General features: G+C 72.4%; 17 protein-coding genes and 2 pseudogenes. 9 read left to right on the forward strand and 10 right to left on the reverse strand.

What is annotated here, in order from left to right; all coding sequences use genetic code 11:
- Positions 1-270: 270 nt before the first annotated feature.
- Positions 271-2586 (forward strand): hypothetical protein, encoded by a 2316-nt coding sequence (locus ACIQUT_RS03155; RefSeq protein ID WP_403558587.1) that lies wholly within the window; start codon positions 271-273, stop codon positions 2584-2586.
- Between the two features lie 393 nt (positions 2587-2979).
- Here the strand turns inward: ACIQUT_RS03155 and arsM are convergent, their stop codons facing one another.
- Complete coding sequence (arsM, locus tag ACIQUT_RS03160; protein ID WP_403558589.1) at positions 2980-3795, reverse strand: arsenite methyltransferase; 816 nt, start codon at positions 3793-3795, stop codon at positions 2980-2982.
- A gap of 98 nt (positions 3796-3893) precedes the next feature.
- Here arsM and ACIQUT_RS03165 point away from each other — a divergent pair, with 98 nt between their 5' ends.
- Positions 3894-4247, forward strand: coding sequence for an ArsR/SmtB family transcription factor (locus ACIQUT_RS03165; protein WP_403558591.1), 354 nt, complete (start codon positions 3894-3896; stop codon positions 4245-4247).
- A 98-nt stretch (positions 4248-4345) separates the two neighbouring features.
- Here the strand turns inward: ACIQUT_RS03165 and ACIQUT_RS03170 are convergent, their stop codons facing one another.
- The 3 genes and pseudogenes from ACIQUT_RS03170 to ACIQUT_RS03180 all read right to left on the reverse strand — a co-directional run.
- Positions 4346-7129 carry a serine hydrolase gene (locus ACIQUT_RS03170; RefSeq protein WP_403558593.1) on the reverse strand — a complete coding sequence of 928 codons (2784 nt, stop codon included), beginning with the start codon at positions 7127-7129 and terminating at the stop codon, positions 4346-4348.
- A gap of 182 nt (positions 7130-7311) precedes the next feature.
- Positions 7312-7656, reverse strand: a complete 345-nt coding sequence (locus ACIQUT_RS03175) for a hypothetical protein (RefSeq protein ID WP_403558595.1) — start codon at positions 7654-7656, stop codon at positions 7312-7314.
- A gap of 61 nt (positions 7657-7717) precedes the next feature.
- Positions 7718-8521, reverse strand: a pseudogene (locus ACIQUT_RS03180) (sensor histidine kinase); the annotation flags it as partial.
- On the opposite strand from ACIQUT_RS03180, the pseudogene ACIQUT_RS03185 reads away from it, so the two are divergent.
- From ACIQUT_RS03185 to ACIQUT_RS03195, 3 genes and pseudogenes are all read left to right on the forward strand, one after another.
- Positions 8509-8748, forward strand: a pseudogene (locus ACIQUT_RS03185) (amino acid permease); the annotation flags it as partial. The pseudogenes ACIQUT_RS03180 and ACIQUT_RS03185 sit on opposite strands and share 13 nt — an antisense overlap.
- A 193-nt stretch (positions 8749-8941) precedes the next feature.
- Positions 8942-10876: an amino acid transporter gene (locus ACIQUT_RS03190; protein WP_403558597.1), complete on the forward strand. Its 1935-nt coding sequence runs from the start codon at positions 8942-8944 to the stop codon at positions 10874-10876.
- Between the two features lie 452 nt (positions 10877-11328).
- Positions 11329-11841, forward strand: a complete 513-nt coding sequence (locus ACIQUT_RS03195) for a hypothetical protein (protein WP_403558599.1) — start codon at positions 11329-11331, stop codon at positions 11839-11841.
- A gap of 8 nt (positions 11842-11849) precedes the next feature.
- Here ACIQUT_RS03195 and ACIQUT_RS03200 read toward each other — a convergent pair whose 3' ends face one another.
- Positions 11850-13919 carry a phosphocholine-specific phospholipase C gene (locus tag ACIQUT_RS03200; RefSeq protein ID WP_403558601.1) on the reverse strand — a complete coding sequence of 690 codons (2070 nt, stop codon included), beginning with the start codon at positions 13917-13919 and terminating at the stop codon, positions 11850-11852.
- 277 nt (positions 13920-14196) lie between these two features.
- Between ACIQUT_RS03200 and ACIQUT_RS03205 the strand changes: the two genes are divergently transcribed.
- On the forward strand, positions 14197-15138 hold the full coding sequence (locus tag ACIQUT_RS03205) for an NAD-dependent epimerase/dehydratase family protein (RefSeq protein WP_403558603.1): 942 nt from the start codon (positions 14197-14199) through the stop codon (positions 15136-15138).
- Between the two features lie 58 nt (positions 15139-15196).
- Here ACIQUT_RS03205 and ACIQUT_RS03210 read toward each other — a convergent pair whose 3' ends face one another.
- Complete coding sequence (locus ACIQUT_RS03210; protein WP_403558605.1) at positions 15197-16255, reverse strand: aldo/keto reductase; 1059 nt, start codon at positions 16253-16255, stop codon at positions 15197-15199.
- A 96-nt stretch (positions 16256-16351) separates the two neighbouring features.
- Here ACIQUT_RS03210 and ACIQUT_RS03215 point away from each other — a divergent pair, with 96 nt between their 5' ends.
- On the forward strand, positions 16352-17014 hold the full coding sequence (locus tag ACIQUT_RS03215) for a TetR/AcrR family transcriptional regulator (RefSeq protein WP_403558607.1): 663 nt from the start codon (positions 16352-16354) through the stop codon (positions 17012-17014).
- Between the two features lie 3 nt (positions 17015-17017).
- Here ACIQUT_RS03215 and ACIQUT_RS03220 read toward each other — a convergent pair whose 3' ends face one another.
- Positions 17018-17566 carry a hypothetical protein gene (locus ACIQUT_RS03220; RefSeq protein ID WP_403558609.1) on the reverse strand — a complete coding sequence of 183 codons (549 nt, stop codon included), beginning with the start codon at positions 17564-17566 and terminating at the stop codon, positions 17018-17020.
- Positions 17567-17745: 179 nt separating this feature from the next.
- A complete protein-coding gene (locus ACIQUT_RS03225; protein ID WP_403558611.1) occupies positions 17746-18489 on the reverse strand; it encodes a YitT family protein in 744 nt (247 codons plus the stop codon).
- A gap of 288 nt (positions 18490-18777) precedes the next feature.
- Between ACIQUT_RS03225 and ACIQUT_RS03230 the strand changes: the two genes are divergently transcribed.
- Positions 18778-20598 (forward strand): VanW family protein, encoded by a 1821-nt coding sequence (locus ACIQUT_RS03230; protein ID WP_403558613.1) that lies wholly within the window; start codon positions 18778-18780, stop codon positions 20596-20598.
- Between the two features lie 48 nt (positions 20599-20646).
- On the opposite strand, the gene ACIQUT_RS03235 is transcribed toward ACIQUT_RS03230, so the two are convergent.
- Together ACIQUT_RS03235 and ACIQUT_RS03240 are read right to left on the reverse strand one after the other, a co-directional pair.
- Entirely contained in the window at positions 20647-20877 is a 231-nt protein-coding gene (locus ACIQUT_RS03235; RefSeq protein WP_403558614.1) for an acyl-CoA carboxylase subunit epsilon, read from the reverse strand.
- Positions 20874-22118 (reverse strand): cytochrome P450, encoded by a 1245-nt coding sequence (locus ACIQUT_RS03240; protein WP_403558616.1) that lies wholly within the window; start codon positions 22116-22118, stop codon positions 20874-20876. The genes ACIQUT_RS03235 and ACIQUT_RS03240 overlap by 4 nt, the downstream gene beginning before the upstream one ends.
- A 227-nt stretch (positions 22119-22345) precedes the next feature.
- On the opposite strand from ACIQUT_RS03240, the gene ACIQUT_RS03245 reads away from it, so the two are divergent.
- Complete coding sequence (locus ACIQUT_RS03245) at positions 22346-23395, forward strand: type III polyketide synthase (protein WP_403558618.1); 1050 nt, start codon at positions 22346-22348, stop codon at positions 23393-23395.
- Positions 23396-23398 lie beyond the last annotated feature (3 nt).

Consider the following 23398-nt stretch of genomic DNA (forward strand, 5'->3'; position numbering starts at 1 on the left):
ATGTGGTGTGTGATGGCGCACGGCGGGGCCTTCCATGCACAACTCGCCCCCGGATTAAGTCTGTTATGGGCGGATACTCGAGGTGACCTGCTGGGGGGGCAAAGGGTGAGGGAGCGGAGTCGGCTCACAACCTCGCCTTGGTCCGCATAAGGCATCCTCCCCGCGCCTGGTGTCGGCGGGCGTTGCAGCGCGCCGTCACTCTGGCCGACAGGCAAGTGCACTTGTGCGCCGGTTGATTGGAGGGGTTGGAGATTTATCGTCTGGCGGCGTGTGTCACTGCTCGGCTCAAAGCTCGCGAGGCAGGAGAAGGGGGAGTTTGTGCGCGACCGCATGCTGACAGCTGATGTACCGCTCGGACCGTTTGAGGGCACCAAGATCACCGTCTATTCGGCGAAGGGCAAGAACGCCAGATTGCATGTCCGGAGGGAATGCGGCCAGCTCCGTACGACCAACGTGACGACGACCGAGGTCCCGTTGGGTGCGGACGTCGTGGACCGGTTCTGCTCGGGTTGTGCGGACTGGGGGCCGAGGGCGCGGCCGACGTCTGGGCTGGGCATCTTCATGGGGGCGCTCGGCGGGGCGGGACTGCTTCACCAGCTGCAGGCTTATGCGGAGCCGGACGAGGACGTGTACTGGGCGCAGGAAGAGGTGCGGGCCGCAGTCGAGCTCCTGCGCTCGGAACGGGATGCTGCGGACGAGGGCGACGAGGAAGATGGCGGGCGGTGGGAAGCGCGTAGGGAGGCTGACGAGCTGCAGGAGCAGGTCTTGTCCCGCTGGCGTCATGCCGCGGGGAGCCTTCACCGAGCGCAGGCCGTCATCGCCCACTTCCCTTGGCTGACGGACTGGGCGCGGCCGAAGCTGTTGGCGAAGGAGGGTTACCTTGAGAGTCTCCGGGCGCAGGCAGCCCTCTTCGTGGAGCCGGCCGGTCTCGTCGTAGCCGCTGCAGTTGCAGCACTGGAAACGCCCACATTGCCCGCCGACGATCCTGCTTTCGCGGTGCTTGGCAACCGCAGTCAGATCTCCACTGGCCTGAGCGCGCTATGGCGCAGGTGGCAGTACGCGGCCGAAGGCGGCTGGGAGGGACCGGCCGCCCGGGCGTTCAGGCGTTATGAACTGGTGGAGGGCATCAGGTCCAACAAGAAGGGGCACGCGGAAGCTCTGGAAGGAGCCGCCCGCCTGATCCAGTCCTGGGAGGACGAGGCCCGCGCCGCTGCCGCGACGACGGATTCGACACCGACGGTGTGGGTCACGGCACGCTTGCCGGAGGACACGGAGGAGCCTTCGCGCGGGAATACACGTGATGCCCTGGACGGCCTGGATCGGTGGACCCTTGGGGTGGTGGTGACCTGGACCGTGACCGCCGACTGGAGCCGACGCACCTTGACGCTGAAGGTACCTACCCTCGTCGCTGACAGACTCCTCGGATCTTCGAGCGCCCTCGCATGCGAGAGCGGGGCCGAAGCCGCGCCGGCGGAGGCCGTCCTCCAGGCACAACCCGGCTCCGTGGTGCCCGGGGTCTTCGACGACACCGCTGTCTTCGACCGCCAGCCCGTTACCCCTGCTCATTTGCGAGCGCTGCGGAACTTCTCGTACGCCGCCGACCAGCTCTACATCGTCTTCTCGACGAGCGGAGGAGCGGAGGTCTTGCCCCTCGAGGTCATCGAGAAGCGCGTCGAGCAGGGCTGGCTCGGCGTCATCGTCGCTGGCGCGTCGGACCTTCCCGACAGCGTGATCAAACCGTGGATGAAGGAGGTCCACCCCACATCGGAAGCTGACGAGGGCCCTCACCCGGGCCACGTCGGCGCAGGGCAGGATGACTGCTCCGGGACTGACCTGGGTCTTGCAGCCGGGGCTCAGGCAGTCGTCCGGTGGGCGCACGGGGAGCGGGCGAAGGAGCACAATCTGCGTACGCTCGCCATGGCACGCGGCGTTCCCGACCTGCGGAGCCTCGACACCGGACGCTCCGGCGTGCTGTCGGTCACGGTCTGGGAGGGCCTGCTCACGCCCGGCCCCCTGGACCTGACGCCGTTCCGACCGCCCAGCACCGACCGCTGGCGCGGCGGTAGCGGCCTACCGCTGGGCGTACTGGGACCGGTGCAGATCTACGCCACGAACGCGGATCCCGCGTTCGAAGGCAAGGGACATTCACCCTTCTGTCGGCACACGCGGGACCGTGGTCTCGCGCACAGCGACGATCTCCTGAGCGTCTCCGACCTGCTGGCCCGTGACGACTGGGACTGGTGCAGCAAGTGCGGCGGCTACTCTGCGCGCCGGCTGACCGACACCCAACTCTCCTACTACCGCGCTGCCCACCAACTCCACGACATCGCCGGCCAGCTCGACGACGAGCGCACCTACCGCGCTCCTGTCGAACCGGATGCCCTGCTCAAGCGGCTGGAAGAGCTCGCGGACTGGGAGCCCGGCGGCCACGAGAACGGCAGCTGGGAGGGAAGGTGGCGTTGGCGTGAGGTCGTCAGCGACCTTCGCCGCCGGGCCGAGAGGGAGCGGCCTTGGGGACCAGTTGGGGACCACCGCCCACGTCGGTGGGCGCACGGCAGGTACATAAGTACACGCTGTGCGCCCTGAGATTGGGGCGTATGTCACGATTTTCCCTCCGACCCATCGATCTGGGGGTCAAGGGGTCGCAGGTTCAACTCCTGTCGTCCCGACCGTGCTTTTAGCAGGTCGGAGGTCGTTCTCTCATCCACGAGAGGACGGCCGTTCGCGTGTCCGGAGCCATGGTGGTCGCAGCCGCGTTGCCGGGCGGCTCGTTTCGTGGACGGTGATCTGCGGGACGCCGGTTTCTTCGGGCAGTTGATGGAGTCGTTCGAGGACCTGGTGCGGACCCGGTGGTCGGCCGTCGGATCGGCGCAGAAGACGAGTCCGGTGAACGGATCGTCAGGATCACCCGCCGGTGCGGGGCGTTGTTCGTGCGTGGTGCCGGCGGGCGAGCCGGTCGAGGAGCCCGGTGCCGTGGATTCAGCTCCCGCAGCTGCAGCCGGCAGGCGCCTCACAGCACACCTCCGAGGGTTCCCCGGATGCCGCCGGGCCGGGCTTGACGGCGCGGACGATGGCGGAGTGCATGCCTTCGGCGACCTGATGGGTCGGGGTGATCTCGACGTCCGTGAACCCGGCGGATTCGAGCCCGTGACGGTATTCGGTGAAGGACAGGGCGCCGACGATGCAGCCGACGTGGTCGCCGCGCTCGGCCCGCTGTTCCGGGGTGAGGGTGTCGTCGGCGACGACGTCGGAGACGCCGATCCGGCCGCCGGGCTTCAGGACCCGGAAGGTCTCGGCGAACACGGCCGGCTTGTCGGTGGACAGGTTGATCACGCAGTTCGAGATGACGACGTCGATCGTCGCGGCCGGGAGCGGGATGGCCTCGATGGTGCCCTTGAGGAACTCGACGTTGCGGGCTCCGGCCTTGGCGGCGTTGGCGAGGGCGAGGGCGAGCATCTCCTCGGTCATGTCCAGGCCGTACGCCTTGCCGGTGGGGCCGACGCGGCGGGCGGAGAGGAGGACGTCGATGCCGCCGCCCGAGCCGAGGTCCAGGACGCGCTCGCCTTCGTTCAGGTCGGCGACGGCGGTCGGGTTGCCGCAGCCCAGCGAGGCGGCGACAGCCTCGGCCGGCAGCGCCTCGCGGTCGTCGGCGGCGTAGAGGGTGGAGCCGAAGCGTGCGTCGACCTCGACCGGCTCGGGCCCGCAGCATGCGGTGCCGCCCCCGGTGGCCTCGACGGCTGCCGCGGCGTAGTGGCGGCGGACGGTCTCGCGCAGGTCGGTGGGCTGCTCGCTCATGACGATGACTCCCAACGGACGAATGTCCTGCCCGTCGAGGGCAGGAAGAGGCTGATTTCAACCTTGCGCCTTGAATCGAAGGACGTCAACATAGAGACATGTCAAAACAGGAGCTCGTGGTTCTCGGCCAGGACGCCGAAGGCTGCTGCGGCCGGCTCGCGGCCGCTCCGCTGGACGAGGACCAGGCCGCTGACCTGGCGAAGGTGTTCAAGGCCCTGGGCGACCCGGTCCGGCTGCGGCTCCTGTCGATGATCGCCTCCCGGGACGGCGGCGAGGTCTGCGTGTGCGAGCTGACCCCGGCCTTCGCACTGTCCCAGCCGACGATCTCCCACCACCTCAAGCTGCTGCGGCAGGCCGGCCTCGTCGACTGCGAACGCCGCGGCACCTGGGTCTACTACTGGGTCCTGCCCGCTGCCCTGGAGCGGCTCTCCGCCGTGCTGAAGGCCCCGTAGGCCGCCGGGGCCGCGCCGCCGGGCGGTCCGGGGCCGTCCTTGCCGCGTCGGTGCTCGCGCAGCTCGGACAGCCCCAACCGGATGTTGTTCACGGTCGTTCAGCCGAGGCGGGTGAGCCTGGCTCCGGCGGAGGGTTCGATCAGGGCGCTTCGAACGGCCACCGGGATGCTCTTGGCCCCTTCACCGTCACCGGCCGTCAGGGTGCCGACCTCCGTGCCGGCCTTCGCCTTGTGCGGCAGCGGCGAGGCACCGGCGGCGATCGTCAGCTTGAGCTGCTGGCCCGGAACGCCGATCACGCTCAGGTCCTTGGTGGCCACGAGCGGCGTGCGGCCGCCGAGACCGTCGTCCACGTAGCCGACCGTGTCGCCCTTGCGGACGAGCGGGGTGGACGCCAGGGCCGTCCGCACCGCTTCGATGGTCTTCTTGCTGTTCGCCAGCACCAGGGCCAGGCTCTTCCGCCCGCTCTCGTCCGGGCCGTCCACGCGCTGATCCATCAACGTGCCGAGGATCAGCGGGGTTTCGTCGCCGACCGACTTGTACGCCGCCCACATCAGCGTTCCGCCGGCCGGTGTGCTGGAGCCGGTCTTGATACCGCGGACACTGAGGTCCTGCACGCTGAGCAGGTCGTTGTTGTTGATGAGCGGCTCGGCCAGGCCCTTGACGGGTGCGCTGGGCATCGCGACGATCGTGCGGAACACCTCGTCCTTCATCACCGCCTCGGCCAGCTTCAACTGGTCGGTGGCCGTGCTGACGGTGCCGGCGTCCAGGCCGCTCGGGTCCGTGTACGTGGTGTCCTTCATGCCGAGCTCCTTGGCGGCGGCGTTCATCTTCCCCACGAACGCGGCCTCGGAGTCGCTGCCTGCATCCCAACGGGCCAGCAGGCGGGCGACGTTGTTGCCCGACGGGATCATCAGCATCTTGAGCATGTCCAGCTGGCCGAACTTCGACCCGGCCGTGAGCCCCTGGATCCGGGACTCGCTCTCGGAGTTGCCGTCGGCCACGGCCTTCGCGTCGACCGTGATGGCGGGACCCGGCTCGTTCTTGCGCAAGGGGTGGCCCTTGAGGATCACGTAGGCCGTCATCACCTTGGCCACGCTGGCCGTGGGGACGGGCTTCTGCTCGCCGAACGTGCCGACGTCGCCGGAACCGGGGATGCGGACGGCCCCCTGGCCCTTGGCGGGCCAGGGGATGGAGAACTGCCCGTCGACGGCGTGAGCGGTCTCGGCGGCGACGAGCCGGGGGGCGGGGAGCGGACGCAGCAACTGGGCGCCGACGAAGGCCCCGGTGAGGAGCAGCAGGATCGGCGTCCACACCTTGACGCGGCGCAGCGCGGTCCGGCGGGGGGTCTCCGGCGGGGGAGGGGTGTTGGTGAGCTCGGCCAGCAGATCCAGCGGTGCCTGGGGCGTCGTGGGCGTGGAGGGCGTGGAGGGCGTGGAGGACTGGGGTTGCGGCCGGGGCCGCGGCGCGGCGGGAGCCGGCACGTCGGGCGGCACGAGGGCGACGAGCTTGCTCGTCCGCTCGGAGTCGCTTTCCTCCCCCTCTCCCCGAGCCCACGCGGGCACCCTCCGGCCGTCGCCCTCGGCGGCGGCCTCGGTCCCGTCCCCCGGCGCGTCGGTGCGCGTCGCGCGCTTGGTCCCGGCCTTGGCCCCGTGGTGCGGCAGCTTGGGGATCGCCAGCGTGCGGTCGGCCATCTCGTCGGCGTCGGCGTCGGCGTCGGCGTCGGATGCGGTTCCGGCTGCGGTCTTCCCGGTGCGGCGTGCGGGCGCGTCATCCGGCTCGGGCCCGGTGTCCTTTCCGGTGCCGGCGGCGGGCCGAGTCCCGCGCCCGGGTTCGCTGCCCGCCGCGGCAGCGTCGTCGGCTGCGCTCGGCTCCTCGGTGTCCGATGCAGGCTCTGACCCGGCCTTGGAGCCCGCCCCCGGCTTGTCGGATGCGGGCCGGGTGAGCTTCGGCCCGCCGTCGGCCTTCCCATCGGCCTTCCCATCGGCCTTCTCGTCGGCCTCGGCGTCAGGGGCGGGTCGCGTCCCGCTCGCGGGCTCATTGCCCGGTGCGGACGCCTTGGGCGCGGGCGACGCGACGGCACCCGTGCCATCGGTCCCGGTATCTCTCTTGGGCGCGGCGGCGGCGGTACGCGCCGGCACGGCGAGCACGTGCGTGTCGTCGTCCCGCTTCCCGGCCCCGGCCCCGGCTTCCGTCGCCGTGTCGCCCGCGGCCCCGGCTTCCGCGTCCGTGTCGTTCGCTGCCCCGGCATCAGCCTCGGGTTCGGCTTCGGGTTCGGCGTCAGCCTCGGGTTCGGCCTCGGTTTCGGCCTCGGTTTCGGGCTCGGTGCCAGCCTCGGGCTCGGCCTCGGTTTCTGCCTCGGCCTCGGCGTCGGCCTCGGGCTCGGAATGGGGCTCGGCCGTGTCGTCGGCCGGAGGTCCCGCAAGGGCGGGTGAACGGTCGGCTTTCCCCCTGGTGTCGGCCTCGGTTTCGGGCTCGGCCTCGGGCTCGGTTTTGGGGGTGTCGCCGGACGTGGCGGTGCCGCGCGCGGGCTGCGTGCGGCTGGTCCTCCTGCCGGGTTCCGCCTCGGTGTCGGCCTGACCGCCCGCCGACGGCCGGGCCTTCGGCCCGCTGGGCGCGGCTTCGTCGCCGCCTGCGGCAGGGGCGGGTGCGGACGGCGCTGCCGCGTCCTCACGGTCGGCCCCGGCATCCGTTTTCCGCCGGTCCGTGTCGTCGGCCGCGGGCGATGCGACGGCAGGCGTGTTTTCGGGCTCGTCGTCCCCGGTCTCGGCGACGTCCGCGGTGTCCGGTTCCGTGGGCGTGTCGTCGGGGCCCGCTCCCGCGGTGGTGCTCGTTCCGAGTTCCGGGTCGTCCGGAGAACCGCCCGCGACCGTCATCGCCTTCATCCCAGCCCCGCCTTGCCGCTCACACTGTGCAGATACCGTACGGCGATGCCCCGGTGGGGCCGCGCCGTACTGCTAGATGTGCGCAGCGCACGACTCGTTCCCTCCTACCCGATCTTGTGACCGTTCGGTACGGCATGCCGGACGGGTTCCGCCGAGCGGCCTGTCGGTGCCCGGAAGGTGCGTCAGCGCGTGGTGCGCGGCAGGTGCTGGGCTCGGGTGGCCAGGGCCAGGGAGAACAGGAGCACCACCACGCCCGGCATGGTGATCACCGGCCGGTAGGCGGCGTCGACGGCCAGCAGCCCGACCAGCTGGGCGCCGAGCCCGGCGGCGATGAGCAGCTGGGCCCAGCCGAACAGCCGGAGGCGGACGATGTGGCGGCGCTGCCAGGGCAGTATCCAGCCCCGGCTGAGGGTGGCGGTGCCGGAGGCGGCGAGCAGCAGTGCGATCGCGGCGATCGGCAGGGCGAGGTAGTGGGTGATTCCCATGGCGGTCCTCGGATCTGCGTTCTGGTCGGTGGTTGCGATCATGCCAGGGCGTGTGCGGCGGGAGGCGGCCCGCCGTCGGAAATCGGCCTGTGCCGGTGCGGCGTCAGGTGAGGACCGCGTGGGGGAGTTCCGGCCGTGTCGGGGGTGAGCCGACGGCCTGGGGGAGGGTGAGGACCATGGTCAGGCCGCCGCCCGGGGTGTCGTCCGCGGTGAGGGTGCCGCCGACGGCTTCGGTGAAGCCGCGGGCGACGGCGAGGCCCAGGCCGACGCCGGCGCCGCGCGGGGCGTCGCCGTGGCGCTGGAAGGGCTCGAAGATGCGGTCCTCGGCGTCGTCGGGGACACCGGGTCCGCGGTCGACCATGCGGAGTTCGACGCGGTCGTGCAGGGTGCTGGCGGTGACGAGGACCGGGTGTCCGTCGGGGCTGTACTTGACGGCGTTCTCGACGATGTTGGCGACGGCGCGTTCGAGGAGGCCGCGGTCGACCGCGACCATCGGGATTGTCTCGGGGATGTCGAGGTCGACGCTGTCCTCCGGTACGCCGCCCAGCGCCATCGGGACCACCTCGTCGAGGTCGGTCTCGCGGATGAGGGGGACGACCGTGCCGGTGTTGAGCCGGGACATGTCCAGGAGGTTCCCGATCAGCGCGGCGAGGCGGTCGGCGCCCTCCTCCGACCACTCCACGTCCTCGGAGCGCAGCGAGGTGACGGACGCCTTGATGCCGGCCGGCGGGGTGCGCAGGTCGTGGCTGACGGCGGCGAGGAGTGCGGTGCGGATGCGGTTGCCCTCGGCGAGCCTGCGCGCCTCCTCGGCCTCGCCGACCAGCCGCTGCCGGTCGAGTACGACGGCCGCCTGGGCGGCGAAGGCGGCGAGCACGCGCCGGTCCTCGGCGGGCAGTCCCCTCGCCGACCCGCTCACCGGGCCGCCCCGTGTCCGGGTACGTCCGCGGGCCGGCCGAGCAGCGGCCGGACACCCAGGTGACCGTCCTCATCCCGGAGACCGAGCCGGAACGCGTCTGGCAGCGGATCCTGCAGAACCAGCGCGGCTCGGTGGTCGCCCACGCCGTACGCCGGGACACCGACGCGGTCATCTGCCGCCTGCGCTTCCGCATCACCCTCACCGCCGACACCCGCTGACGCACCCCTTGGCGGCGCTCCGACGTCTCCCGCGGGTGGGTTCCCGGGCCGTCCGGAGGGTGCGGCGTTAAGGGCGCGTCAGGATTTCGTCAGACGACGATATGGACGTACTGGCCGGGTTCCGGCTGCGTACGCTGGCTCAGCCGTCGACGTCGATGGCTGAATCCGTGCCGTACGACAGGAGCGCCCCACGATGGCCACCCCTGCCCGCTCCTCGCGCCTGCGCGCGTGGCTGCTGGAAGGCTTGACCGACCGCCGCCACAAACAGCAGCAGCACCCCGAGACCGTGCACGAGGGCAAGCCCTGGTACCGCGTGATGTGCCTGACCGGCCTCGACTACTTCTCCACCCTCGGCTACCAGCCCGGCATCGCGGCGCTCGCGGCCGGGCTGCTGTCGCCGCTGGCGACGATCGTGCTGGTGCTGCTCACCCTGTTCGGCGCCCTGCCCGTTTACCGCCGCGTCGCCAAGGAGAGCCCGCACGGCGAGGGCTCGATCGCGATGCTGGAGCGGCTGCTGTCGTTCTGGAAGGGCAAGCTCTTCGTCCTGACCCTCCTCGGGTTCGCCGCGACCGACTTCCTGATCACCATCACCCTGTCGGCCGCCGACGCCACCGCGCACATGGTGGAGAACCCGCACCTCACCAGCACCCTGCACGGGCACGAGGTGCTCATCACCCTGATCCTGATCGCGCTCCTCGGCGCCGTGTTCCTCAAGGGCTTCAGCGAGGCGATCGGCCTGGCCGTGGCCCTTGTCGTCTCGTACCTGCTGCTCAACGCGGTCGTCGTCGCGGTCGGCCTGTGGCAGGTGGCCACCCACCCGCAGGTGATCACCAACTGGACCAACGCGCTGACCACCGACTACGGCAACCCGGTCATGATGATCGCCATCGCGCTCGTGGTCTTCCCCAAGCTGGCGCTGGGCCTGTCCGGGTTCGAGACCGGCGTGGCCGTGATGCCGCACGTCAAGGGCGAGCCGGGCGACGCCCCGGACCGGCCCGCCGGCCGGACCAAGGGCACCAGGAAGCTCCTCACCACCGCCGCGGTGATCATGAGCGTGTTCCTCATCTGCTCCAGCTTCATCACCACGCTGCTGATCCCGGCCGACGCCTTCACGTCCGGCGGCGAGGCCAACGGCCGTGCCCTCGCCTACCTGGCGCACGAATACCTCGGCTCGGGCTTCGGCACCGTCTACGACATCTCCACGATCCTCATCCTGTGGTTCGCGGGGTCCTCGGCCATGGCCGGCCTGCTCAACCTGATGCCGCGCTACCTGCCCCGCTACGGCATGGCCCCGCACTGGGCCCGCGCCCTGCGGCCCATGGTGATCGTGTTCACGCTGATCGCCTTCCTCGTGACCTGGATCTTCAACGCCGACGTCGACGCCCAGGGCGGCGCGTACGCCACCGGTGTCCTCGTCCTCATCACCTCGGCGGCCGTCGCCGTGACCATCGCCGCCCGCCGCGCCCGCGAACGCGGCTGGACCATCGCCTTCTCCGTCATCTCCGCCGTCTTCATCTACACCACGGCCGTGAACGTGATCGAGCGGCCGGACGGCGTGAAGATCGGCGCCTGCTTCATCGCCGGCATCATCGCCCTGTCGCTCCTCTCCCGCCTGGCCCGCGTTTTCGAACTGCGCGTCACCCACGTCGAGTTCGACGACATGGCGGAACGCTTCATCCGGGACACGGCCACCCGCACCATCCGCTTCATCGCCAACGAGCCGGACAACCGCGACACGGCCGAGTACCGGGAGAAGATCGACCAGATCCGGGCCGACAACGACATCCCGCCCGGCGACGACTTCCTCTTCGTCGAGGTCACCGTCCTCGACCCGTCCGAGTTCGAGGCCGGCCTCAAGGTCAAGGGCGAGGTCATGCACGACCGCCACCGCGTCCTGACCCTGGAGTCCTCCTCCATCCCCAACGCGCTCGCCGCCCTGCTGCTCCACATACGCGACGAGACCGGGCAGCGCCCCCACATCTACTTCGAGTGGACCGAGGGCAACCCCCTCGCCAACTTCCTGCGGTTCTTCCTCTTCGGGCAGGGCGAGGTCGCCCCGGTCACCCGCGAGGTGGTCCGCGAGGCCGAACCGGACCGGGCCCGCCGCCCGCACGTCCACGTCGGCTGACACCCGCCCCGTAAGGAACGCGCCAGGAAGTCGGCCACCGTGTCAGAAGGCCGTCAGCGCCGCTGTCGCGCGCTCCGTTCCCGTCCTTGGATGGTGGCGCGGATGCGGAAGGCGGAGCTGTGCGCCGTACTGGCGTGGCAGCCCCCGGGCGGCGGACCGGGCAGCGGTGCCCCCGTCCCCGCTGGAGGCGGCGTACGGCACGGCCCGCCGCCGCAACGCCTGACGGCGGCCGCTCGACCTGCGTGAACTCGCCCGGTGCGAGGGCGCGGTGCCGCTCGGCGCCGGGCCGACCGTACCGATTCCGCCAGAGGGGCGTAAGCGTGGCGTCAGGAGCGGCGGGATCCCCGGCAGACGCCTCTAGCGTCCTGCTCATGGAACGAGGATTCACCGGACCGGCGGCGGGGCGTGCGAGGCCGGGCGCGAGGCAGGGAGCACGTCCGCATCCGGGGTCGGTGGGCTCCCGCGGCACTGCCGCACAGGACACCCGCTGGGCCGGGGAACGCCGTACCGCGGTCCTCGCCGCCGGGCTCCTGACCGCATCGCTGCTGGCCGTCGACACGGCCGGCGGCGCGGCCTCCTGGCCGCGGGCCGCCCTGTGGGCCGGCCTCGGCCTGCTGGTCTTCGCCGTCCTGCTGCCGCCCCTGGTCCGGGTGGAGCCCGGCCGCCTGACCGTGCGCACGCTGTGCGGCGCGTGCACGGTCCGCACCGACGCCCTGGTGTCCGTCCGCTGGTCCGACGGCGTCGCCCAGCGCCTGCTCCTCCAGGACACCGGCGGCCGGCACGCCGAGATCGACCCCGGCGTGCTCGTCGCCAACCCCCTCATGTGGCACCGGTTCGACACCGATGCCCGGGCCTCGGTGCGGCGCGGCACGCTGCGGTACGGGGCGACCGCGCTGCGGCGACTGGCCGCACGCGTCGACCGGGAGGCAGCCGAGTCCGTGTTCCGGGCCTCCGGACTCGGCTGATCCCCGGGTCAGGACGACGGGTCGGTCAGGATCGCCGGGTCCGAGAGGCCGGCGGCGCCGGTCTCGACCTTGCCCGCGAAGCGGCGTACGAAGTCCGGGGTCCCGGACGCGGTGACCGTCACGTCGTACCAGCGGCGGCTGTTCTTCGAGGAGACGGTGTGCGTGACCGTGGCGCCCCGGGCGACCGTGAGGCGCTTCGGGTCGCCGCCGTAGGCGCTGGCGACCGTGAGGGTGGCCGTCGAGCCGCCGGCGTTGGTGCAGGTGAGGTCCAGGTTGCCGGTGGTGGTGTTGTGGCGGGCGGTGACCTCCGGGCCCGGGGTGGTGCCGGGGTTGCGGAAGCGGCGCAGGAAGCCGTTCGGGCCGTGCACGGTCAGGTCGGTGACCCCGGCCGAGTAGCGGGTGTTCCAGGTGTCCGCGATCGACTTCCCGGCCTCGGCCGTGTACGTCCAGGGGGCGTCGGTGCGGTTGCCGGAGGTGACGTGGAACTGCGCGCCCAGGCCCGGGCCGGCGCCGAAGGCCAGCCGGAACTTCCCCTCGCCGGTGAGGGCGGTGCCGTCCACGTACGGGGCGTACTTCAGCGGGCGGGTGGGGCGCAGGCCCTTCTCCTGGCGGGGCATGCTGCCCACCGCCGGCGGGACGGCGCGGAAGTCGGGGTGGCGCTCGCGGTCCTGCGGCTGCCAGCCGCCGGTGTCGGGCAGCCGGACCTCGCCGGTGTCCTTGCGGGCGAAGTCGAAGGCGGAGGTCAGGTCACCGCAGACGGCGCGGCGCCAGGGCGATATGTTGGGCTCCAGGACGCCGAAGCGCTTCTCCATGAAGCGGATGACCGAGGTGTGGTCGAAGGTCTCGGAGCAGGAGTAGCCGCCGGTGCTCCACGGGGAGACGACCAGCATCGGCACGCGCGGGCCCAGGCCGTACGGGCCGGCGACGTAGCCGGGCTTGCCGCCGAAGACGTCCAGTGCGGTGGGCGTGGTCGACAGGCCCTGGTTGGCGTCGGCGGGGGCGTACGGCGGGACGACGTGGTCGAAGAAGCCGTCGTTCTCGTCGTAGGTGATGAACAGGGCGGTACGGGCCCACACGTCCGGGTTCGAGGTGAGGGCGTCCAGCACCTGCGCGATGTACCAGGCGCCGTAGTTGGAGGGCCAGTTGGAGTGCTCGCTGAAGGCCTCGGGGGCGGCGATCCAGGAGATCCGGGGCAGCCTGCCGGCCTGGACGTCCGCGCGCAACCGGTCGAAGTAGCCCTCGCCGGCCTTGGCGTTGGTACCGGTGCGGGCCTTGTCGTGGAGCGGGTTGCCGGGCTGGGCGCCCCGGTAGTTGTTGAAGTAGAGGAGCGAGTTGTCGCCGTAGTTGCCGCGGTAGGCGTCGTTGATCCAGCCCCAGGAACCGGCCGCGTCGAGGCCGTCGCCGATGTCCTGGTACACCTTCCAGGAGATTCCGGCCGCCTCCAGGCGCTCCGGGTAGGTGGTCCAGCCGTAGCCGGCCTCGGCGTTGTCGAGGACCGGGCCGCCGCCCTTGCCGTCGTTGCCGGTGTGGCCCGACCACAGGTAGTAGCGGTTGGGGTCGGTGGAGCCGATGAACGAGCAGTGGTAGGCGTCGCAGATGGTGAACGCGTCGGCGAGGGCGTAGTGGAACGGGATGTCGTCGCGCGTCAGGTACGCCATGGTGGCGGGCGTCTTGGCGGGCACCCAGTTGTCGTACTTGCCCTTGTTGAAGGCGCTCTGTCCGCCCGCCCAGTCGTGGTTGAGGCCCTGCAGGAACTCCATGCCGAGGTCGTCCGACGGCGGCCGGAACGGCAGCGTCTCCTTGCCCGCGTTGTCGGCCTGGTGCCAGACGGACTTGCCGCCGGGCAGGGTCACCGGGCGCGGGTCGCCGAAGCCGCGCACACCGCGCAGCGTGCCGAAGTAGTGGTCGAAGGAACGGTTCTCCTGCATGAGCACCACGATGTGCTCGACGTCGGCGATGGTGCCGGTGGTCCCCTGTGCGGGGATCGCGGCAGCGCGCGCGATGCTGTCGCCCAGCATGCTCAGGGCGGCGGCGCCACCGGTGAGCTGCAGGAACCGGCGGCGGTTGAGTTCTGCCATGGCGGATGACCTCTGCGGTTGAGGGGGTGCGGAGCGCCCCCAGCACAGCGGGCCCGGGGGACCGGAGAGGGAGCCTGGCGTGGCCGCGGGGGATACGCCAGGCGAACGGCAGCCGGATTCCGGCGGGGTTCGGCCACATCCCGCCGCAGCCGGCTCGCCGGTGCCTTGCCCGGCCGCACCTGAAACGGAGTCACATGGCTGCGGTTCGGCGGCGCCCGAAGGGGCGCGGGGAACTGCGCGACCGGCCACAACGGGCCCGCAGGTTAGGGTGCGTACGGTGAACCTTCATGTTGTCGTGGGATTCGGGCCCGCCGGAGCCGCCACCGCCCGGCTGCTGGCCGCGCAGGGCAAGTCCGTACGGGTCGTCACCGCGTCGGGCCGCCGCCCGGAACCCGGGATCGAGCACATCGCGCTCGACGCGCGGGACGCCGGGCTGCTGGCCGAGGCCGCGAAGGGCGCGGCCGCCCTGTACGGCTGCGCCGCACCCCCCTACCACCGCTGGGCGGGCGAATGGCCGGCGCTGTCCGCGTCGCTCTGCGCCGCCGCCGAGGCGACCGGGGCCGTCCTGGCCGTGCTCGGGAACCTCTACGGCTACGGCCCGGTGGACGGCCCCCTGACCGAGCGGCTGCCGCTCGCGGCGACCGGCACCAAGGGGCGGGTCCGCGCCGCCGCCTGGGAGCAGACGCGGAAGCTGCACGAGCAGGGCCGCATCCGGGCCGTCGAAGTGCGGGCCTCGGACTTCTTCGGACCCGGCGTGACCGACGGCGGACACCTGGCCGCCCGGGTCGTGCCGGCGCTGCTGCGCGGCAGGCCGGTCTCCACCCTCGGGGACCCGGACGCCCCGCACAGCTGGACCTATCTGCCCGACGTGGCCACCGCCCTCGTGGAGGTCGCGGGCGAGGAGCGGGCCTGGGGGCGCGCCTGGCACGTCCCGACGGAGCCCGCGCTGTCCGTCCGCGAGATGGCCGGCCGCCTGGCCGAGCGGTCGGGGACGGGGCCGGTCGCGGTGCGCAGGCTCCCCCCGGCCGTGCTGGCGGCTGCCTCGCTCTTCTCGCCGCTGCTCCGCGAGCTGAAGGAGGTCCGCTACCAGTTCGACCACCCGTTCGTGGTCGATTCCCGTGCCTACGAGGCCGAGTTCGCGGTCCGGGCCACGCCCCTCGACCGGCAGGTCGAGGCGACCGTGGACTGGTGGCGTGACCGCCTGGCGACCGCCGGCTGACGGGCGACCGCCGGCTGGCGGGCGGTCGGACGGCGGCCGGTGCCGCCGCCCGGAGTCCCTACGCGGGCCTGCCCGGGGCCGGGGCCGTCAGCGGAGGGTTGAGGCGGGCGAACCCCTCCTGCCGCTCGTACGGGAAGTAGGGGTAGGGCGCCGGGCGGTGGCTGGCGGCGTCCAGGCGCGCGCTCTGCTCCGGCGTCAGGCTCCAGCCGACGGCCCCGATGTTCTGGCGCAGCTGCTCCTCGTTGCGGGCGCCGATGATCACGGAGGACACGGTGGGCCGGCCCAGCAGCCAGTTGAGGGCGACCTGGGGCACGGTCCGGCCCGTTTCCCGCGCCACGTCGTCGAGTACGTCGACGACGTCGTACAGCAGGTCGTCGTCGACCGGCGGGCCGTAGTCCGCGGTCGCGTGCAGCCGGCTCCCGGAGGGCAGCGGGCGGCCGCGGCGCACCTTCCCGGTGAGCCGGCCCCAGCCCAGCGGGCTCCACACGAGGGCGCCGACGCCCTGGTCGCGGCCGAGCGGCAGCAGTTCCCACTCGTAGTCGCGGCCGATGAGGGAGTAGTACACCTGGTGGGCGACGTACCGGGGGAAGCCGTGGCGGTCGGCCGCGGCCAGGGACTTCATCAGCTGCCAGCCCGCGAAGTTGGAGACGCCGACGTAGCGGATCTTCCCGGCGCGCACGAGCTGGTCGAGGGCGGACAGGACCTCCTCGACCGGGGTGGCCGCGTCGAAGGCGTGCAGCTGGAACAGGTCGATGTGGTCGGTGTCCAGGCGCCGCAGGGCGTCCTCGGTGGCCCTGATGAGGCGCGAGCGGGAGGTGCCGGCGTCGCCGGGGCCGTCCCCCAGGGGGAGGCCGGCCTTGGTGGACAGCAGCACCCGGTCGCGGCGGCCCCGCACGGCCGCGCCGAGGACGGATTCCGAGGCGCCCGCGGAGTAGACGTCGGCGGTGTCGAAGAGCGTGATCCCGGCGTCGATGCAGATGTCGACGAGGCGGCGCGCCTCGCGGGCGTCGGTGTTGCCCCAGGCCCCGAACAGCGGGCCCTCGCCGCCGAACGTGCCGGCGCCGAAACTCAGGACGGGAACGGTGAGACCGGAAGCGCCGAGTTGCCTGTACTCCATGACGAGCCCCCTCAAGACGGGTTAATGGAACTGTGGACCCCTTAAGCTGGCTCCACCGTAACAGCCGGAGCGAACTAATGGAACTGGAGAACCGTTATGGTGGATGAGGGTGCCGTGGAACCGGGCACACTGCGGCCCGGCGGCCGCACGGCCCGGGTGCGGGCCGCGGTCCTGCGCGCGGCCGGCGACCTGCTGGCCGAAGCCGGCTTCGACCGGCTGGACCTGGCGGAGGTGGCCCGGCGCGCGGAGGTGGGCAAGACCACCGTGTACCGCAGGTGGGGGACACCGTCGGGGCTCGTCGCGGACCTGCTGGGCGACATGGCCGAGCAGTCCGCGCCCCGCACCGAGACGGGCTCGCTCGACGGCGACCTGCTGGCCAACGCCGACCTGGTCCGCCGCACCCTGGCCGACCCGCGCCAGGGCCCGCTCTTCCGGGCCGTGATCGCGGCCGCCGGTACGGACCCCAGGGCGGCCGAGGCCCTGCACCGCTTCTACGCCGTACGCGTGGGGGAGTGGGCGCCGTGCGTCCGCCAGGCGGTGGACCGCGGCGAACTGCCGGAGGGCACGGACGCGGAGGAGGTCATCCGGTTCGTCTCCGCACCCCTGTACTACCGGCTGCTGACGACCGGTGCACCGCCGGACGCGGCCGCGGCCGAACGTGCCGCCCGCTCCGCCGCGGCGGCCGCCCGCGCAGGCGTCTTCACCGGGCCGGAGCCGGAGCCGGGGACGGCGGCGGCGGGTGGTACGGCGGAGGGCTGAGCGTCAGGTGTACAGGAAGACCGTGTCGAACCAGACCCGGTCGTCCTTCTCGTGCAGCAGGAACCGGCCCTCGGCCTCCTCGCCGGACGGGGACTGCGACGGCTCCCGGGCGAGGACCCGCAGGTCGTACGCCGTACTCGCCCGCCAGCCGGCCCGGTCGGGCACGTGCTTCGCCAGCGGCGCGGGGAGGTCGGCGGGCAGGGCCACCGTCTCGAAGCGCTCCCCCGCCGGGGCCGCCGCGAGCGTGGCGGCCACCGCGCCGGCGGCCAGCCGGGCCACGCCGACCAGCCGGATCCGCGAGTCCGGGCCCGGGATGGTCTGGCGCTTGCCCGCCTCGTCGAGGTCGTACCCGAGCCAGTGCGCGTCGGACAGCTCGCCCAGCGCCGGGAACCGCTCGCGCAGCGGCTCGATGCCGGTCCGTACGCGGAGGTGGTCCTCGTTCGGCCGGAGCTCCGCGCAGCCGGCCGTCGCGCCGAGGGGCACCAGTGCGGCCCCGCCGAGGAGGGCGAGGAACCGCCGGCGCCCCGTGGCGCCGCTCTGCCGTCCGGTCATCGGTTCCCCCTGCTTCGTTCGTGCCACCGGGCCCGGCCCCCGTCCTCCTGCCGTGCCGCGACGGCCGGGATGCCGGGGCCGGGATGCGACGGCCGGGATACGGGGGAGACGCTCTCAGGGTGCGGGCGGTTCCTCCGGGTACACGCGGGCCGCTTCCGCCGGCCGGTGCCCGACCCGGGTCACCGGACTCCCGCCGAAGCGCCCGGCGTGCCGCTGGGCGTACCGCCCGGGCCGGCCGGACCCGGCGGGGACGAGGGGCGGGCCTTCGGCGGCGTGCTGCGCACGGGCGACGGCCGATCCCGTCCGGCAGTCCCGCGCAGGGCGAAGACCCGCAGGAAGAACTGGGCGAGCGGGCCGATGGCCAGGGCGTAGACGACGGTGCCCAGGCCGACGCTGCCGCCGAGCAGGAAGCCGGCCGCGAGCACGGTGAGCTCGATCCCGGTGCGCACGAGCCGCACCGACCGCCCGGTCCGCCGGTGCAGCCCCGTCATGAGGCCGTCGCGCGGGCCCGGCCCGAAGGCGGCCGCGATGTACAGGCCGGTGGCGACGCCGTTGAGGACCACGCCCGCCGCCAGCGCACCCGCCTGGGCCGCAAGGCCGTGCACGTCGGGCACCGCCGCCAGCGTGGCGTCCATGGACAGGCCGACCGCGAACACGTTGGAGACGGTGCCCAGGCCGGGCCGCTGCCGCAGCGGCCACCACAGCAGCAGCACCAGTGCCCCGACGGCCACGGACACGGCGCCGATGGTCCACCCGGTGCGCTCGGCGAGGCCCTGGTGGAAGACGTCCCAGGGGCCGAGCCCGAGCCCCGCCCGGATCAGGAGCGCCGAGCTCGCGCCGTACAGGGCGAGGCCGGCGTAGAGCTGGAGGAGCCGGCGGGGGAGGCGTCCCGCGGGGCGTGCGGGGGGTGGGGCGGTGGACACGGACGGTGCCTTTCCTGGGAGCCAAAGACCGATGGACCACACCGTGTGGCATCTGCTCCGGGTGGGCACAGGGCCAATTCCGGGTCAGTGGCCTTACTTCTGCGCCGGCCGGCTGTCCGACATGGGCCCGCGCGTGAGAACACGCACATTTTTGTTCCTTTTCGCCCGAATTGGTGAATGCTGGAGGGCGGTCCGGCGCACGGTTCGTGTCTCGGGTGGATCGCCGGCCGCCACAGCCACAGCCACAGCCACGACTGCGACACGGCACACCGCCGCCACGGGAGAGACATGCGACGCGCACACCGCCTGCTGAACGACTGGCGTACGGCCCTGCCCCTCGCGGGCGGAGCCGTCGTACTAGGCTTCGGCGGCCTGTATCTCGCCGGCCTCGCGGCGGCGGGCGACAGCATCGCCGACGGCACCAGCGTGCGCGGCGTCGACATCGGCGGCATGAGCCGTACGGAAGCCCGGGCCGCCCTCGACCGCGGCCTCGGCCAGGCGGCTGCCGCGCCGATCACCCTGAAGGTCGAAGGCGGCCGCACCGCGCAGGCCGTCCCCGCCGCCTTCGGCCTGTCCCTCGACACCGAGGCCACCGTCGACCGCGCCGCGCAGTCCGGCTCCGACCCGTTCACCGTGATCGGGCGGCTGGTCACGCCCGCGGAGAAGCGCGAGGTCGAACCCGTCGTCCGCGCCGACGGCGCCGCCGACCGGGCGCAGGCCGCCGAGCGGCTCGCCGACTCCGCCGGGAGCCCGGTCCGCGACGGAGCCGTCACCTTCCAGGACGGCACCGCCCGGTCCGTCGCCCCCGCGACCGGGGTGACCGTACAGGCCGACCGGGCGGCAGAGGTCGTCCGCGCCGTCTACCTGAGCCCGCAGGCCGGCCCCGCGGCCCTGCCGGTGGAGCTCACGCAGCCGGCGGTCGGCGCGCAGGAGACCGCGCGGGCCATGAAGGAGTTCGCCGAGCCCGCGATGTCCGGGCCCGTCACCCTCACCGTCGGTGCCAAGCGGATCGTCCTCACCCCGGAGGTCCTCGGCCGGCACCTGGCGCTCAAGGCCGACGGCGCGGGCCGGCTCGTCCCGAAGCTCGACTCTGCGGGGCTGCTGGCCGACCCGGACGTCGCCCGGCAGGTGTCCGCGATCACCGCGCCCTCGCGCGGGGTCACCTTCGAGGTGGACGCCGCCGGCCGCGCGGTGGTCGCCGAGGACGCCCGCAGCGGCGTCCAGGTCACCGCCAAGGCCTTGGGGGACGCCGTCCTGCCGCTGCTGACCCGTACGGGCGACGCCCGCACGGCGGAACTCGCCACGACGGCCGTCCCGCCGCGGCTGACCGCGCAGGAGGCCCGGCGGCTCGGCATCAAGGAGAAGCTGTCGTCCTTCACCGTCAACTTCCCGGCGGCCCCCTACCGCACCACCAACATCGGGCGCGCCGTGGAGCTGATCAACGGCTCCGTGGTCCGGCCGGGCGAGACCTGGAGCTTCAACAAGACGGTCGGCGAGCGGACCGAGGAGAACGGCTTCGTCGACGGAATCATGATCAACGACGGGCGGTTCGTGAAGTCGCCCGGCGGCGGTGTCTCGGCGGTCGCGACGACCATGTACAACGCCATGTTCTTCGCCGGCCTGAAGCCGGTCGAGCACGGGGCGCACTCCTTCTACATCGAGCGCTACCCCGAGGGCCGCGAGGCCACCGTCGCCTGGGGCACCCTCGACCTGCGCTGGAAGAACGACTCCGGCAGCGCGGTCTACGTCCAGGCCGAGTCCACGGACTCCTCGGTGACCATCAGGCTGCTGGGGACGAAGGCGTACGACGAGATCCGCGCCGCCAAGGGCCCGCGCACCCACGTCACCCCGCCGAAGAAGATCGAGGCCTCGGGCCCGCAGTGCGAGGTGCAGACCCCGCTGGAGGGCTTCGACGTGGCCGTCGACCGGATCTTCGTCCGGGGCGGGCAGGAGGTCAAGCGGGAGACGTCCCGCACGCACTACATCCCCCGGGACGAGGTGACCTGCGACCCGCAGTCCCCGGCGGCCCCCACGCCGCCCGCGGCCCCGGCCGCTCCGGCCGCCCCCGCGAAGCCGGCCGCCCCCGCGGCTTCGGCGGCGGCCGCGTAGACGCGGCCACCGCCGGCCCCGGCGCCGACCCGTCCGGCCCCGCCGCCCTCAGTGGACGAACGGGGACGGCGGGCGGGCGCGCCAGGAGTGCACGGGATGGTCGGTCAGGGACGGCAGGTTGCGGTCCCAGTGGGCGCGGTGGCGCCGGGTCGAGTGGTGCCGATGCGGCACGGCCATCGCGCCCGTGCGCGCCAGGACCATCAGGGCGGCCGTGAGGGCCGCCAGTTCTATGTGGTCGGGGCGGCCCTTGACCACCTTGATCCGGTGCCGGCGTATCACCAGGACACCGGGAGGGCCTTGGGGCCGCGGATCAGTCCGCCGGTCTGCCATTCGACCTGCTCGGGCGGGATGGCCAGGGCCAGCCGCGGATAGCGGTTGAGCAGGGTGGCCAGCATGAGCTCGGACTCCATCCGGGCCAGCATCGAGCCGACGCAGTGGTGCGGGCCGTTGCCGAAGGCCATGTGGGCGATCGGGCCGCGGTCGAAGTCCAGGGTGTCGGGGTTGGGGAAGGCCTCGGGGTCGCGGTTGGCGGCCAGGTACGAGGAGTAGACCGCCTCGCCCGCCTTGATGCTGACCCCGGCGACCTCCACGTCCCGCATCGCGATCCGCGGCAGGCCCACTCCGCTGCGGTGCGGGATGAAGCGCAGCAGCTCGTCGACGGCCTGGGGGATCAGCTGCGGCTCGGTGCGCAGCCGTTCGAGGTGCTGCGGATGGGTGAGAAGGGCGTACACCATGTTGGCGCTGTTGTTGCGGACCGCGTGCGCACCGCTCACCAGGATGGCGGTGGCCAGGGAGACGGCTTCGTCGTCGGTGATCTCGCCCGCCTTCGCGGCGGCGGTGAGCACTCCGCCGAGGTCGTCGCTGTGCTTCTTGCGGCGCATGTCGAGCAGGGCCACGACGGTCTCGCGGACCGTCTTGAGGGCGTCGACGCTCTGGGCGGGGGCCGGGCCCGGCGTCATGGCCACGTTGGCCCAGGACGTCATGCCCGCGCGCATCTTCTGCGGCATGCCCAGCAGGTCCGCCACGGCCGCGAGGGGGAGCGGGCCGTGCAGGTGCTCGACGAGGTCCGCGGGCGAGCCGTGCTGCTCCATGGTGTCCAGGAGGCCGTCGAGGGTCTTCTGCACCGTCGGGCGGAGCTTGTTCATCGCCTTGCCGGTGAAGGCCCGCGCCACCACCCGGCGCATGTTGTTCAGGCGCGGCGGGTCGGCGTAGTTGAGGGACGCCTTCTGCGAGGCGATCGCGTGCGGGGAGGAGGCGGTCACGGACCGGCCGACCAGCTCCTCCCTGCTGAAGCGGGGGTCCGTCGTGGCCGCCTTGACATCGCTGTAGCGGGACATCAGCCACGCGCTGCCCTGGCCGAACGGCAGCTGGATCCGGGCGGCCCGACTCTCCTTCAGCCGGTCGTGCAGGAACGGGTCGAACTCGAGGGCCTCGAAGTCGTCCAGGCTCCAGAAGTGCACCGTCTCGTCCGTGTCCGGGCCCTTCCCGGGCTCCACGGCCGTGTGCGGGTCTGACGTCATCGTTCACATCTCCCTGCGTGGATGGCACCCCCCGCGGCCGCGATCCCGCGGAAAACCGGACGTCCGCGGACATATCGACCAGCCCATCCCTTCCCGTTCGCCACACCGGTCGCTGCCTTCCTCCGGCATCGTCACCGGATTGGCCCATGTCCACCAACGCCGTAGTCCCGCGCGCGCTTCCGCCCGGGGTCCGTGAGGCTGTGTCAGACACGAAAGGAGAGCCACCCATGGCGACTCTGTGCAGGCCAACGGTGTCCGTGCCCGAGCACGTGATCACGATGGAGCAGACCCTCGACCTGTGCCGGTCCGTCCACGCGGACCACCCGCAGCTCGAACTGGCCCTGCGTCTCATCCGGAACACCGGCGTCGCGAAGCGGCACATCGTGCAGCCCATCGAGGAGACCCTCAAGCACCCCGGTTTCGAATCGCGCAACGCCGTGTACGAGTCCGAGGCCAAGGCGCGGGTCCCCGCGGTGGTGCGGCAGGCGCTGGAGGACGCGCAGCTGCGTGCCAAGGACATCGACATGATCATTTACGTGTCGTGCACGGGCTTCATGATGCCCTCGCTGACCGCGTGGATGATCAACGAGATGGGCTTCCGGACGGACACCCGGCAGCTGCCCATCGCCCAGCTGGGCTGCGCGGCGGGCGGGGCGGCGGTCAACCGGGCGCACGACTTCTGCATCGCGTACCCCGAGGCGAACGCCCTGATCGTCTCCTGCGAGCTCTGCTCGCTGTGCTACCAGCCGAGCGACCTGGAGGTCGGCAACCTGCTCTCCAACGGCCTGTTCGGCGACGGCGTGGGCGCAGCGGTCGTCCGCGGCCGCGGCGGCACGGGCATGAAGATCCACCGCAACAGCTCGTACATCATCCCCAGGACAGAGGACTGGATCATGTACGACGTCAGGTCCACCGGGTTCCACTTCAAGCTGGACCGGCGAGTCCCCGGCACCATGGAGCCGCTCGCCCCGTCCCTCAAGGAGCTGGCCAAGGCCCACGGATGGGACGCCGCAGCCCTGGACTTCTACATCATCCACGCGGGCGGCCCGCGCATCCTGGACGACCTGAGCAAGTACCTCGGTGTGGCACCCGAGGCATTCCGCTTCAGCCGGGCCACACTGACCGAATACGGCAACATCGCCAGCGCCGTCGTCCTGGACGCACTGCGCCGACTCTTCGACGAGAACGGCACGGCCGACGCCGCGAAGGGCCTGCTGGCCGGATTCGGCCCGGGCATCACCGCAGAAATCTCACTGGGCAGCTGGACCTCGCAATGAGGA

Origin of the sequence: Streptomyces sp. NPDC090445 (assembly GCF_044769385.1) — a bacterium.
In the GTDB taxonomy this organism is placed as follows: domain Bacteria; phylum Actinomycetota; class Actinomycetes; order Streptomycetales; family Streptomycetaceae; genus Streptomyces.

Bases quoted from the DNA above. Each gene is read 5' to 3' on its own strand.
- arsM (WP_403558589.1), bottom strand. From the start codon at position 3,795: ATGAGCGAGCAGCCCACCGACCTGCGCGAGACCGTCCGCCGCCACTAC.
- ACIQUT_RS03165 (WP_403558591.1), top strand. From the start codon at position 3,894: ATGTCAAAACAGGAGCTCGTGGTTCTCGGCCAGGACGCCGAAGGCTGC.
- ACIQUT_RS03170 (WP_403558593.1), bottom strand. From the start codon at position 7,129: ATGAAGGCGATGACGGTCGCGGGCGGTTCTCCGGACGACCCGGAACTC.
- ACIQUT_RS03175 (WP_403558595.1), bottom strand. From the start codon at position 7,656: ATGATCGCAACCACCGACCAGAACGCAGATCCGAGGACCGCCATGGGA.
- ACIQUT_RS03190 (WP_403558597.1), top strand. From the start codon at position 8,942: ATGGCCACCCCTGCCCGCTCCTCGCGCCTGCGCGCGTGGCTGCTGGAA.
- ACIQUT_RS03200 (WP_403558601.1), bottom strand. From the start codon at position 13,919: ATGGCAGAACTCAACCGCCGCCGGTTCCTGCAGCTCACCGGTGGCGCC.
- ACIQUT_RS03210 (WP_403558605.1), bottom strand. From the start codon at position 16,255: ATGGAGTACAGGCAACTCGGCGCTTCCGGTCTCACCGTTCCCGTCCTG.
- ACIQUT_RS03215 (WP_403558607.1), top strand. From the start codon at position 16,352: ATGGTGGATGAGGGTGCCGTGGAACCGGGCACACTGCGGCCCGGCGGC.
- ACIQUT_RS03220 (WP_403558609.1), bottom strand. From the start codon at position 17,566: ATGACCGGACGGCAGAGCGGCGCCACGGGGCGCCGGCGGTTCCTCGCC.
- ACIQUT_RS03230 (WP_403558613.1), top strand. From the start codon at position 18,778: ATGCGACGCGCACACCGCCTGCTGAACGACTGGCGTACGGCCCTGCCC.
- ACIQUT_RS03240 (WP_403558616.1), bottom strand. From the start codon at position 22,118: ATGACGTCAGACCCGCACACGGCCGTGGAGCCCGGGAAGGGCCCGGAC.
- ACIQUT_RS03245 (WP_403558618.1), top strand. From the start codon at position 22,346: ATGGCGACTCTGTGCAGGCCAACGGTGTCCGTGCCCGAGCACGTGATC.